Genomic DNA, 12,648 nt, shown 5'->3' with positions numbered 1-12,648 from the left:
GAATTTCTTGACGACCATAGAGCGTTGGAACCACCTGATCCCATCCCGAACTCAGAAGTGAAACGATGCATCGCCGATGGTAGTGTGGGGTTTCCCCATGTGAGAGTAGGTCATCGTCAAGATTGAATTCCGAAACCCCTGTCTGCTAACGCGGACGGGGGTTTTGTCATTTCAGGATCAGATAAAGAAACGACAAAGCCGGCCCCTGAGACATCAGGGGCTGGCTTTTTTATGCACAGGAAAAAGAGTTGCAGGATTTGAAACTGCCGCCGGAACGTTGCTCCGGAAACACCGTGGCGAACGCTCTGGCACGCCGTTGGGCGGGAATCTGGCAGAAATACCATCCATTTCCTGTATGGCCCTAAGATTTCTCCGACACGTGCCGACAGACTGGTGAGACATGCGTGCACCAAAGTAGAGCGGCTAGTAGAACGCTGCCTGCACTGTACATGGAATGTTGCATCCGGAACGCATCCCCACTTTTGGCATAAGAAGTCCCATGAAATGAATCTCAAGTTCAGCCATAAAATCCTGTTGGCCGCCTCGGGCGTCGTGGTCCTGGCGTTCGCGCTGTTCACCCTCTACAACGACTATCTGCAGCGAAACACCATTCGCCAGAACCTCCAGTCTTCCGTGCAGCAGGCCGGTGATCTGACCGCCAGCAGCGTGCAGAACTGGATGAGCGGGCGGATCCTGGTGCTGGAAAACCTCGCGCAGAACGTTGCCCATCAGGGTAAGGACGCGGACTTCCCGGGCCTGGTCGATCAACCGGCCTTCACCTCGAACTTCCAGTTCACCTACGTCGGTCAGGCCAACGGTGTGTTCACCCAGCGTCCTGACGCGAAGATGCCGGACGGCTATGACCCGCGTCAGCGCCCTTGGTACAAGCAGGCCGTGGTAGCTGACAAAACCATGCTGACGCCGCCGTACATGGCTGCTGTCGGCGGGCTGGTGGTGACCATCGCCATGCCGGTGAAAAAGAACGGTGAACTGCTCGGCGTCGTCGGGGGTGACCTGAGCCTGGAAACCCTGGTGAAGATCATCAACTCGGTGGACTTCGGTGGCCTCGGCCATGCATTCCTGGTTAGCGCCGACGGTCAGGTGATCGTTAGCCCGGACAAGGATCAGGTCATGAAAAACCTGAAAGACATCTACCCAAACACCAGCGTACGCATCGAGAAGGGCAACCAGAACGTGGTGCTCAACGGTCAGGAACGTATTCTGTCGTTTACCCCGGTCAGCGATCTGCCGAATGCGCAGTGGTACATCGGTCTGTCGATCGACCGCGACAAGGCCTACGCAGCACTCAGCCAATTCCGCACCTCGGCACTGATTGCGATGTTCGTGGCCGTGGCGGCCATTGCCTTGCTGCTGAGCCTGTTGATCAATGTGTTGATGCGTCCGCTGACCACCATGGGCCGTGCGATGCAGGATATCGCTCAGGGCGAAGGCGACCTGACCCGCCGCCTGGTGGTCGAGAGCAAAGACGAGTTCGGTGAATTGGGCAGCGCGTTCAACCAGTTCGTTGAGCGTATTCACGCGTCGATTTCCGAAGTGTCTTCCGCCACCCGTCATGTGCATGACTTGTCGCAACGGGTGATGGCATCGTCCAACGCCTCGATCGTCGGTTCTGACGAGCAAAGCGCGCGCACCAACAGCGTCGCTGCGGCGATCAACGAACTGGGTGCCGCCACACAGGAAATTGCGCGCAACGCCGCCGATGCTTCGCAGCACGCCAGCGGCGCCAGCGAGCAGGCCGATGACGGGCGTCAGGTGGTCGAGCAGACGATTCAAGCGATGACCGAGTTGTCGCAGAAGATCAGCCTGTCGTGCACGCAGATCGAAACCCTGAACGCCAGCACCGACAACATCGGCCACATCCTCGATGTGATCAAAGGGATTTCGCAACAGACCAACCTGTTGGCACTTAACGCCGCGATCGAAGCGGCGCGTGCCGGTGAAGCCGGACGTGGTTTTGCCGTGGTGGCGGACGAGGTGCGAAACCTTGCCCATCGCACCCAGGAGTCGGCGGAAGAGATCCACAAAATGATCACGTCGTTGCAGATTGGTTCGCGGGAAGCGGTGACCACGATGAACGCCAGTCAGGTGTCCAGCGAGCAGAGCGTGGAAGTGGCCAATCAGGCCGGTTTGCGTCTGGTCAGCGTGACTCAGCGCATCGGTGAAATCGACGGCATGAACCAATCTGTAGCCGCGGCCACTGAAGAGCAGACCGCGGTTGTGGAAACCCTCAACGTCGACGTTAACCAGATCAACCTGCTGAATCAGCAGAGCGTGGCTAACCTCAACGAGACGTTGAAGGATTGTGATGCTTTGTCGCAGCAGGCTAACCGTCTGAAGCAATTGGTCGACAGCTTCAAAATCTGATTATTCAGATTGGAGACCGCGTTATCGTTCTTCGCGAGCAAGCTCGCTCCCACAGATTGACCGCATTCCTACAGAAGGAATGCAATCAAAATGTGGGAGCGAGCCTGCTCGCGAAAGCGGTCTGACATTCACCGCAAAGCCGAAGCCTTAAACAAACAGCTTCAGCACATTCCCCATCGCATCATCCGCAAACCCCTGCACAAAATCCTTGAACCCTGGCAGTGCCTCTTCACCGCCCGCAGCCGGCTCGGCAATGATCGTCCACGTCGCCCGAGACTTACCCGCGCCCAGCGATTCGACATTCATCGCCGCCCACAGATTCGCCACCCCCAACGTGTTGTAAATCGTCGTCCAGGTCATGCTCCGCGCGTGCTCATCGCGGGAGTTGAGTTGCTCGACTACCACGTTGCCATCCTTGAAGCATTTCTTGCGCAGCGAGGACACGCCCTCGCCGATTGTTTCGATGTGCGACAGCGCCGGAATGAAACGGTCGAATCCGCCGAAATCGCCGACCACCGCCCAGACCTGCGCCGTGTCTGCCGGCACTTCTACCGAAGACACTACGTGGCAGCCATGCGGGTTTTTGATCAGGGTATCGGGTTGCAAAGTGCTCATGGTGTTGCTCCTTTTGTTGGATCAGATGAAGTTGATTTCTTTCAGGTAATCGCAGCCACGACGCAGCAGCGCCGGGGATTTCTGCGGGTAGTGCGCGCCCATCAGCTGCACGCCGGCCTCAGCGTTGGCATGACCAATCAGGGAGATGTCGCCGATGTCTTCTTCGAAGCCGTTGAGGTAGAAACCGAGCACGCCGAACAGCGCGTTGTCGGCATCGACGCGGTTTAGTTGCTGCTGCCAGTCGGCGACGCTGACCAGCGCGAACTCGCTGCCGGTTTCGCGGAACGAAGTGACGTAGGCGTCCCAGCTCAAAGGCTCGGGGTTATGCAGGTTGAACACCGCGCGGTCGGGCGAATAACGGCTGGCGTGGAAGGCGATGAAGCGGGCGAGAAAGTCCACCGGCATCAGGTCAAAATTCAGCGCGAAGGCCGGTACCTGGCCGAGCTGAATCGAGCCTTTGAGCATCAGCATCAAACGGTTTTTGTGCGGCTGACAAACGCCGCTCAAGCTGTTGAAACTGATATTGCCGGGGCGATACAGATTGACCCGGACGCCGCGCTCCCGCGCTCGTTCGAGGATGCGCTCGCCGACCCATTTCGACAGGTTGTAACCGTTGCGGATGTAGATCGGTGGCGTCGGCGCGGCGGGCAGTTCCAGCACCCGTCCCGCGTCGTCGACCGTGCTTGAGGCCGACAGTGTCGAGACGAAATTGAAAACCTTTTTGCTCTGCCCTTCGCACAAGCGCAGCAGGGCGAAAATCGGTTCGACGTTGTCCGCCGCCAGCGACTCGTAATCGAGTACGTGATTGACGTTAGCGGCGTTGTGCACCAGTGCGCCGAACTCGCGATCCAGGCGCTGATAGTCGTCGTCATTCAGGCCCAACTGCGGACGCGTAATATCCGCCGCGTAAACCCGCACGCGACTCAGGTCCAGATGCTCCAGGCGGTTTTCACGCAGTGACTCGGCAAAGCGTTGCGCCGCCGTTTTGCCGCCGCCGTCGCGCACCAGACACGCTACTTCGGTGGCACCCCAACCGAGCAGCGCCTCGACGATGTGCACGCCGACAAAGCTATTGGCGCCGGTGACGATGACTTTATGCACATCACCCATGCGGCTGATCGGCAGTGGCTCGATTTCCAGTGCACGCTCGGCGTCGGCCATGGCCTGGGCGCTGAGTACGGCGCTGTCATCGGTGCCGCGTACCAGCGTTGCCAGTTTGATGATGGTCGGCAGTTCGATGAAGCGATTGATCGAAATGCTACGCCCGAACTCCTCACGCAAACGCAGCAACATGCGCGAGAGCAGAATCGAGTGGCCACCGAGATTGAAGAAGCTTTCGTCGGTGGAAATGTCGCTGCTCGGCAGCTCCAGCAACTCCGCCCAGATCTCCAGCAACAGCGCTTCATCGGCATTCACCGGCAGGCATTTCGGCGCGTTGCCCTGCACGCTCACTGGCAGTTCCAGCAGTGCTTTGCGATCGACTTTGCCGTTGCTGGCGAACGGCATGCTCGCCAGCTCGGTCCACGCCACCGGTTGCATGTAGTCCGGCAAAAACTGTCTGGCGTGGGCTTTCAGCGCGTCGCGTGCGGTGTCCGATTGCGCTTGTGCGAGGAACGCGAGAATGCGCCGCTGACTGTCGATCACCACCGCCATTTGCCGGTACAACTGGCTCTCGCGCAGGCAGCGCTCGATCTCTTCCGGCTCGACCCGGAAGCCACGGATTTTTACCTGATTGTCGCGCCGCCCGCACAGTTCGATACCGTGCTCGCCCCACCTGGCCATGTCGCCGCTGCGGTAGGCGCGCAGCGTTTGGCCGTCCGGTAATTGCAGGGTCAGATAACGCTCGGCGGTCTGCTGCGGATTGTTCAGATAACCGAGGCAAACACCGGGGCCGACGATGAACAATTCGCCGACGGTGTGCTCCGCCACCGGTTGCAAATCGTCATCGAGAATCAGCACTTGGCTGTTGGCGATTGGTGCCCCGAGGGTACGGTTACTGTCGCCCGGTTTGAGTTGGCGCGCGGTGATCAGTACGGTGGCTTCGGTCGGGCCGTAAAGGTTGTGCAGTGTGCCTTGGCGGGTGAGTTGCTCAATGACAAACGGCTCGCAGACATCGCCGCCGGTCATCACTTGCACGCCTTCCAGTTGCTCCAGCGGCAGGATGCTCAACAGCGCCGGTGGCAGGAATGCGTGGGTCAGGTGTCGGCGGCGGATCAACGCGACCAGTTGCAATGGATCTCGTCGTTGCGTGTCGTCCGGCACCACTAGTTCGGCACCTTCCAGCAGGGTCGGGAAGATGTCGATCAGTGACGAATCGAAGCTCAGCGACGAGAACTGCAAGACCCGACTCTCGGCACGCAATTGCACGTAATCGGCGTACCACTCGGTAAAGTGCGCGAGGTTGGCCTGACTGAGCAACACGCCTTTCGGATGCCCGGTGGTGCCCGAGGTGTAGAGCGCCATGCACGGTGCATCAAGTTCGGGGCGGCGGCGCATCAACGGTTGGCTGAGATCTGCCTCTGAGTTGTCGATGCGGCTGACGTCCAGCCCCGCCATGGATGCGCTGAGCGGATGCTCGCCGTCATGCAACAACAGCAACGCACCGGCGTTTTGCAGAATGTATTGCTGACGCTGTAACGGATGACTCGGCTCCAGCGGCAGATACACCGCGCCGCTGCCGAGGATCGCCAGAATCGAGGCAAACAACGCCGGGCTTTTTGGCAGGCAGATGCCGACCACCCACGGTTTTGGCTGTTGCTCGAGCAACGGCAGCAAGCGCTGTTGAATCGCACGGCTGTGAGCGTGCAGTTGGCGATAGCTGATCGACTGTTCGGCGATGTGCAGCGCCGGGCGTTCAGCGTGGTGGATCAAGCTTCGTTGCAGGCGCTCGATCACCGGGATCTGCGCCTCTTCCAGCAATGCGGGATTGGCCGTGTCGTTGCGGTGATGGACGTAAGCCAGGTTGTCGAGGAACAGCAGGTTTTCCATTCTCTCGAAATCCGGCGCAGTCACTGACGCGGCCAGCTGCAGATAGTCAGCATCACGGGAGAAGCGGCTGACCAGCAACGCCACTTCATCGACCACCTGCGTCAGCACCCGTTGCCGCAGCGCCTGCCCATTGCCGGACGGCTCATCGCCAATCGGTACGCGGCTGATCAGTGACGAGCCAAGGAAACACAGCAAATCGAGTGTCGGCAAACCGGCAGGGCTCTGCACGCCGACACCCAAACGCAGATGCAGGTGCGGGATCGAGCAGAAATCGCCGGCGCCGATAAAACCATCGTCGATGATCAGATCCACCGTCGATGCACCGGCAGCGCTGCGCTGCAAGGAGTGACCGTGTTGTTCCAGTTCCTGCGCCAGGTCGGTCATCGCCTGGCTGGTGCCAATCAGCAAAATGTCGAGACGTTTCATATCGGCCTCCTCATCAAACCAGATAGTCGCGCAGCGCGTGCTGCACGCAGGGCGCATCGAGCAGCGAGCTGTTGTGGAAGAACTTGACGATGTTGCCCACCAGCGGGTGATGGCGATTGATCGGGAATGCCAGCCCGGCCATCTCGTCCCTGAGCGAACGGCGCGTGGTCTCGCTGACCGGCAGTGCGTCGATCAGGCGCAGGTCGAAGGCTTTCTGGATGTCGTTGGTCAGGTAATGGCCGATGAACACCGGCAGAATCTGCGCGATGGTTTCGCGATCCTCGGCGTTGGCGGTGTGCCAATAGATGCGCACCATCCGCGCCCAGAAACTCGAATGGCGACCTTCATCGAGCAAGTGATCGGCCATCAGGCCTTTGATCGACGGCTTGACCGTGTCGTCGCGTGCGAACGCCGCGACATCACCGGTCACGGTGTTTTCGGCGATGGCCACGCAGATCAATTCGACCGCGCTGCGCAGGTGCTCTGGCGCCAGCGCTACTGCCGCAGGAATCGCCCGGCTCAGTTCGATTTCATCGGGGAGCTGAATCGGTTCGATGCCGGTCATCGCCACCGTTTGCTGCATGAAATCCATCGCCACGAGGGCGTGGTAATCCTCGTCGACCACCACGGTCATCGCGTCGTAACGACAGGCAAACGGGAAGGCCACGGCGAAGCGATTCTTGGCGATGCTGCGCGCGGTCTTGTCGACGATCTCGGTCTCGAAAATCACCACGTCGTTGATGAATTTGTACAGCGTCTGCACCAAGACGAAATCACGCTGCTGCGGGCACTCGCGCAGGAAAGTTTCGCTGAGCACCAGCGGCTGGCGGCTGAGCGGATAGATCAGCCGTTCATCGTCTTCGAGTACGCGTCGCGGACGGGTGCGGATGGTCGCGCGGTTCTCCCAGGCGTCGGCAAAGGATTGATAGTCAGCAGCGTTCATTGGGTCACCTCTGCCAACGGCTCGCGCATGCTTACGCGCAGGCCGTCCCACAAGGCGATACGGCTTTCCACGGCGGCAATGGCGCTGGCGTAGACCTCGGCTTCACGTTGCGGGTCGCCGTTGACCAGGCGCTCGAGCAGGTGTTCGGCCGCCGGGCCGTGGTCTTCGGAGTCGACCTCGATGTGCCGTTCCAGGTAATAGCGAAAGGTCGGCGCCTGTTCGATACCGATGCCCCAGTCGTCAAGAATGCGCTGGAACATGGTCGGGATCACGCTCTCGCGACCATGCAGAAACGCCGCCGCCACGCTGTGTCCCGGTGCATGCAGGGCGGTGCGCAAGGTGTCGCGGACAAACTGCGCGGCGGCCGGATCAACCTCGACGCTTTGCAGCGCGACGTCATAGCTCACGCCTTCCTGTTGCAGGGCGACAAAGCGCTCCACGGCTTGGGTACTCGCGCCGATTTCGCGCATTGCGTCCAGGTACAGCTCAAAATGGCTGTAATGCCCTTCGGCCAGGCGATTATCCGACTCTTCGCCGAGAACGATCTCGTTGATCAGTCGGGCGGCGAGAGGATCGCGCGGCGGCAACCACGGTAGTCGGGTGCAGGTCAGCTCCTGCTGCAGGCGTTTGGTCAGCGACATGAAGTCCCACACGGCAAATACATGGGTTTCCATGAAGCGACGCAACACCGATAACGACGTGATCTCGGCAAAGATCGGGTGAATGCTAAGTTCGGCTTTCTTCAGGGCGAGTTGGTGCTTAGTGGGCATCATGATGTCCTTTATCGTTGATATTAAATGGAACTGCTCTGCAACTGCGCAATCAATGAAACTACGACTTACTTGTTTCCTGTCGGCGGACGACAGCCTTCCTTCCTGATAGGTAAGTGCGGATCGATATACCTTTGACATGGCTTCATGTCTGCCCATCAAGCGCTGCTGCTGTACCGCAGGCATTGGGCTGCTGCCGAAGTGAAGGGTGAAGTTAAAACTTGGCGAAGAAAAGCTAATACACCGACAAAGTGTTTAACAAGTATATTTTTAATTATTTTAAGTTTGCTGTTTTTTGAAGTTGAGTTGTTCCAATAAAACTTTCAGGTAAAGTTTTATTTGGGCGTAGTTGCTCCTTTCGGCGAATAACGGCCAAAATTGCTCAAGAAGAGTGAATGCCTCACTCGAAGCAACTTTCCAGTAATAAGAATTGAATGATTTAAAAGGGGCGGAAGTTGGCCGTGACCCCGCGCCATGACTTCCTTTTTCCCGTGGCAAGGCTCCTTCCGTAGGTTCCTGGTGCGGGGACTGCGCCGGCAGGGCGGCGCGTCGCCCGTTCTTTATGGGGTGGCGGCTCAAGAGTGCGGGTAAATTTGCGCCACGGCTATGACCGATTCATCAGCGGCAACGTGCAAATATCGGACTGAACGGCGCAAGGAGGTTAGAGCGGACATGTGGATCCGCCCAGCAGAGGGCTGGCGGATCGCTTGGGGATTTGTAAGCGGGTGATTCGCGGGGCAGTGCGCGCTCAGCGCGCAGCTTGGCGGTTTTGCGCGGCAGGGGTAGCGAGATAACGGGTAATCACTTCGACACCGCGATTGAGGTGCTGCTCGAGGAGTTTGATCGACAGCTCAGTGTCGCGATCCTGCACGGCTTGCAACATCGCCCGGTGATCGTCCTGGGACAATTTGCCCAGGCCCATGGCCTCAAGGTTGAAGCGCAGAAAACGCTCTTCTTCGTTGAGCCCGTCTTCAACCAGTCGCAGTAAGCGTTGGTTGGGCGCCTTGCTGTACAGGGCCATGTGGAACAAACGGTTGAGCCGGCCGATTTCCGTGTAGTCGTGTTGCGCCTCGAGCTCTTCGATGTACCCGGCTGCGCGTGCGTGGTCGGCAGCGGTCAGCAGCGGAATCGATTGCCGCATGGCTTCGGATTCGAGCAGGATGCGCAGCTCGTAGGTTTCGGTAGCATCACCCTGAATCAATGGCGCAACCACTGCACCTTTATGCGTAGTAACGCTCAGCAGTTCTTGGGCTTCGAGCTGGCGCAACGCTTCGCGCACCGGCATGCGGCTGACACCGAAAAGGTCGGCCAGATCCTGCTGGCGCAGCGCCGTGCCACAGGGCAGACGACCGTCGAGGATTGCTGAGCGCAGGGTTTCTTCGATCACCGAACGGGCCAGATGAGCAGGAATCGGTCCATCGACTTTAATGCTGTGCAACGGTTTGGGCTTCTGTGTCACGACTACGCACCCTGTATGTCGGCCTGGTTTGGATCCAAATGACACTAGTGATTGCTCTACAGGTTGTCAAACCTTGTAAAACATCGCTGTGCCAACTGAAGTTTAGCGTGCCGAGTATGATCTCATGGTGCCATTGTTTTTTGTCGGGCTAAGCTTCACCATCAAACGCTTTCCTTCCTGCCCCCTGGAAACCTGCTGTGGCGGTACGTTTCGCGATCCCCCGGACTCTGCGCTGGCTAGGCTGCGCACTGCTGCTGGCCGGCGTCATGCTGGGCGGTCTGCATGCCGATTGGGATTTTTCCACGATCAGCCGCAAAGCCACGGCACTCTACGGGCCGCTGGGTGTCGGGCAGCAGCGCATTGATGCCTGGCAGAATCTGTTGGCCACGCAGAAACAAGTCAGCGAGATGGAAAAGCTCAAAGTGGTGAACCTGTTCTTCAACAAACAGGTGCGCTACGTCGAGGACATCGATCTGTGGCACGAGGTCGATTACTGGGAAACGCCGATCGAGGCGCTGTGGAAGGGCGCCGGCGACTGCGAAGACTATGCGATCGCCAAGTATTTCAGCTTGCGTCATCTTGGGGTTTCCAGTGACAAGCTGCGTATCACCTACGTCAAGGCGTTGCGTCAGAACCGCGCGCACATGGTCCTGACTTACTATGCCACCCCCGATGCCATGCCTCTGGTGCTCGACAGCCTGATCGACCCGATCCAGCCGGCGTCGCAGCGAACCGATTTGCTGCCGGTCTACTCTTTTAATGCTGAAGGGTTGTACCTGCCGGGCGCCAAGGGCAACAAGAAGGTCGGTGACACCAAACGCCTGTCACGCTGGCAGGATGTGTTGAAGAAAATGCAGGCCGAAGGTTTCCCGGTCGAAACGACTAACTAGGAGCATGCGCTCAGATGTCTTTGTTCAAACAGCTGTTGATCGCTATCTGTCTGTTCCTGGTGGTCGCCTTCACCGGCAGCTTCATGGTCAGTCTGGAAAGCTCGCGCACCCAGTACGTCAACCAGTTGCGTTCCCACGCCCAGGACGCCGCGACGGCGCTGGCGTTGTCGCTGACGCCGAATATCGACGATCCGGCCATGGTCGAGTTGCTGGTCAGCTCGATTTTCGACAGCGGTTATTACGCGAGCATCCGCGTGGTCGATCTGAAGACTGACCAGACGATTGTTGAGCGCAACGGCATTCCGGCCGTCACCAATGTGCCGGACTGGTTCGTCAAGCTGATCGGCCTGGAGCCGGCCGGTGGCGACGCGCTGGTCAGCCGTGGCTGGGAGCAGGCGGCGCGAGTCGAGGTGGTCAGCCATCCGATGTTTGCTGTGGCCAAATTGTGGCAGAGCGCGTTGGGCAGCCTTGGCTGGCTGCTGATCTGCGGGGCGATCAGTGCCGTGCTCGGCGCGCTGCTGCTGCGCCGGCAGTTGAAGCCGCTGGATTACATGGTCAAGCAGTCCCACGCCATCGCCCGTCGCGAATTCCTCAGCCTGCCGGAACTGCCGCGCACACCTGAGTTGCGCCGTGTGGTGCAGGCGATGAACCAGATGGTCGAGAAGCTCAAGGCGCTGTTCCAGGAGCAGGCCGAACGCAGTGAAAAGCTGCGCGCCGAGTCCTATCAGGACAATCTCACGGGGCTTGCCAACCGGCGCTATTTCGAAATGCAGTTGCACAACCGGGTGAGCAACCCGGAGCAGGCCAGTTCCGGTTATCTGCTGCTGTTGCGGGTCAAGGATCTGGCGGGGCTCAATCAGCGTCTCGGTGGCCAGCGCACCGATGAACTGCTGAAAGCAGTTGGCGAGCAACTGTCCCGCGAATGCGCCAAATACCCGGAAACCCAAAACCTCGTCACCCGTATTCGTGGCGGAGAGTTTGCCGTGCTGGCGCCGGGGCTGGTTCGTGAGGAAGCGCTGCAACTGGCGCAGAACCTCGACAGCGCTTTGAGCAGTCTGCACGCCACCGGGGCGACCGATGTGGCTGCCGTGGCGTCGATCGGCCTGGCGCCGTTCACCCACGGTGATTCACCGCAACAAGTACTGACGCTCGGCGATCAGGCGCTGGCGCAAGCTGAAGGTCAGGGCGAGCAGAATTGGGCGTGCATCGATCAGAGCCTGACGGCGGATGTCGGCGACGATCACCATGCCTGGCATCGCTTGCTCGATCAGGCCTTGAGTCAGCAGCGTTTCGAGCTGTATTTCCAGCCGGTGGTCGCCGCCGCAGACACGCAGCTGGTGCTGCATTACAAAGTGCTCTCGCGCCTGCTCGATGATCAGGGCCAGACCATCCCGGCCGGGCGCTTCCTGCCTTGGCTGGAACGCTTCGGCTGGACTGCACGGCTTGACCGCCTGATGCTCGAACGCGTGCTGGAGCAAATGAAAGAGCACGAAGATTCGCTGGCGCTGAATTTGTCCTCGGCGACTCTGGCTGACCCGCAGGCGTTGAGCAAAGTCTTCGAGATTCTGCGTGCGCATTCCAACTTGGGCGAGCGTTTGACCCTGGAAATCGGCGAGGAGCAATTGCCCGAACAAGCGGTGCTGGAGCAGTTGACCCGGCGCCTGCGCGAACTCGGTTTCTCTCTGAGCCTGCAACGCTTTGGTGGGCGCTTCAGCATGATCGGCAACCTGGCGCGGCTGGGGCTGGCGTACTTGAAGATCGATGGCAGTTACATTCGTGCGATTGATCAGGAGAGTGACAAGCGTCTGTTTATCGAGGCGATTCAGCGTGCGGCGCACAGCATTGATCTGCCGCTGATTGCCGAGCGGGTCGAGACGGAAGGGGAGTTGTCGGTGATTCGCGAGATGGGCTTGTATGGGGTTCAGGGGCGGTTGTTTGGTGAGCCTCGGCCTTGGCGGTGAGATTGCAAAAGCCACCCTCACCCTAGCCCTCTCCCAGAGGGAGAGGGGACTGATCGTGGGATATTGATGTAATACGCCGACGTGAAAGAGCTCCGCTGAATCCATAAACGACTCGATTTCTCAGGTCGATGTATGGCGCCAGACACCTCGGTCAGCCCCTCTCCCTCACGGGGACTGATTGGGGGATATTCGGGAAGTACGCCGACGTGAA

The 12,648-nt window shown here is 59.3% G+C and carries 9 protein-coding genes and 1 rRNA gene; 5 read left to right on the top strand and 5 right to left on the bottom strand.

Going from position 1 to position 12,648, the window contains the following annotated elements:
* Positions 1-6: 6 nt before the first annotated feature.
* Together rrf and BMY54_RS29650 are read left to right on the top strand one after the other, a co-directional pair.
* Positions 7-122: ribosomal RNA gene (gene rrf, locus BMY54_RS29655) — 5S ribosomal RNA — on the top strand.
* Positions 123-504: 382 nt separating this feature from the next.
* The gene (locus tag BMY54_RS29650; RefSeq protein ID WP_093442675.1) at positions 505-2,385 is read left to right on the top strand and encodes a methyl-accepting chemotaxis protein; all 1,881 of its coding nucleotides are present in this window, start codon (positions 505-507) and stop codon (positions 2,383-2,385) included.
* A gap of 147 nt (positions 2,386-2,532) precedes the next feature.
* Here the strand turns inward: BMY54_RS29650 and BMY54_RS29645 are convergent, their stop codons facing one another.
* The 4 genes from BMY54_RS29645 to BMY54_RS29630 are packed head-to-tail and all read right to left on the bottom strand — an operon-like array spanning position 2,533 to position 8,130.
* Entirely contained in the window at positions 2,533-3,000 is a 468-nt protein-coding gene (locus tag BMY54_RS29645) for an SRPBCC family protein (RefSeq protein WP_093442672.1), read from the bottom strand.
* 21 nt (positions 3,001-3,021) lie between these two features.
* On the bottom strand, positions 3,022-6,414 hold the full coding sequence (locus tag BMY54_RS29640) for an amino acid adenylation domain-containing protein (protein ID WP_093442669.1): 3,393 nt from the start codon (positions 6,412-6,414) through the stop codon (positions 3,022-3,024).
* 13 nt (positions 6,415-6,427) lie between these two features.
* The gene (locus tag BMY54_RS29635) at positions 6,428-7,357 is read right to left on the bottom strand and encodes a diiron oxygenase (protein ID WP_093442666.1); all 930 of its coding nucleotides are present in this window, start codon (positions 7,355-7,357) and stop codon (positions 6,428-6,430) included.
* Positions 7,354-8,130, bottom strand: a complete 777-nt coding sequence (locus BMY54_RS29630) for a DUF3050 domain-containing protein (protein WP_093442663.1) — start codon at positions 8,128-8,130, stop codon at positions 7,354-7,356. The genes BMY54_RS29635 and BMY54_RS29630 overlap by 4 nt, the downstream gene beginning before the upstream one ends.
* Positions 8,131-8,274: 144 nt before the next feature.
* Here BMY54_RS29630 and BMY54_RS30725 point away from each other — a divergent pair, with 144 nt between their 5' ends.
* A complete protein-coding gene (locus tag BMY54_RS30725) occupies positions 8,275-8,445 on the top strand; it encodes a hypothetical protein (RefSeq protein ID WP_175559688.1) in 171 nt (56 codons plus the stop codon).
* Positions 8,446-8,875: 430 nt separating this feature from the next.
* Here the strand turns inward: BMY54_RS30725 and BMY54_RS29625 are convergent, their stop codons facing one another.
* Positions 8,876-9,586 (bottom strand): GntR family transcriptional regulator, encoded by a 711-nt coding sequence (locus tag BMY54_RS29625; RefSeq protein WP_093442659.1) that lies wholly within the window; start codon positions 9,584-9,586, stop codon positions 8,876-8,878.
* Between the two features lie 197 nt (positions 9,587-9,783).
* Here BMY54_RS29625 and lapG point away from each other — a divergent pair, with 197 nt between their 5' ends.
* The gene (gene lapG / locus BMY54_RS29620) at positions 9,784-10,476 is read left to right on the top strand and encodes a cysteine protease LapG (RefSeq protein ID WP_007918984.1); all 693 of its coding nucleotides are present in this window, start codon (positions 9,784-9,786) and stop codon (positions 10,474-10,476) included.
* A gap of 14 nt (positions 10,477-10,490) precedes the next feature.
* Entirely contained in the window at positions 10,491-12,437 is a 1,947-nt protein-coding gene (lapD, locus tag BMY54_RS29615) for a cyclic di-GMP receptor LapD (RefSeq protein ID WP_093442656.1), read from the top strand.
* Positions 12,438-12,648: the final 211 nt, after the last annotated feature.

Origin of the sequence: Pseudomonas sp. ok266, from assembly GCF_900110195.1 — a bacterium.
GTDB lineage: Bacteria > Pseudomonadota > Gammaproteobacteria > Pseudomonadales > Pseudomonadaceae > Aquipseudomonas > Aquipseudomonas neuropathica.
Note: the sequence above shows the minus strand (reverse complement) of the source record. Positions and strands in the feature narration are given on the sequence as shown.

Coding starts and splice junctions, on each gene's coding strand:
- BMY54_RS29635 (WP_093442666.1), bottom strand. CDS start 7,357: ATGAACGCTGCTGACTATCAATCCTTTGCCGACGCCTGGGAGAACCGC.
- BMY54_RS30725 (WP_175559688.1), top strand. CDS start 8,275: ATGTCTGCCCATCAAGCGCTGCTGCTGTACCGCAGGCATTGGGCTGCT.
- BMY54_RS29640 (WP_093442669.1), bottom strand. CDS start 6,414: ATGAAACGTCTCGACATTTTGCTGATTGGCACCAGCCAGGCGATGACC.
- BMY54_RS29630 (WP_093442663.1), bottom strand. CDS start 8,130: ATGATGCCCACTAAGCACCAACTCGCCCTGAAGAAAGCCGAACTTAGC.
- BMY54_RS29645 (WP_093442672.1), bottom strand. CDS start 3,000: ATGAGCACTTTGCAACCCGATACCCTGATCAAAAACCCGCATGGCTGC.
- lapD (WP_093442656.1), top strand. CDS start 10,491: ATGTCTTTGTTCAAACAGCTGTTGATCGCTATCTGTCTGTTCCTGGTG.
- BMY54_RS29650 (WP_093442675.1), top strand. CDS start 505: ATGAATCTCAAGTTCAGCCATAAAATCCTGTTGGCCGCCTCGGGCGTC.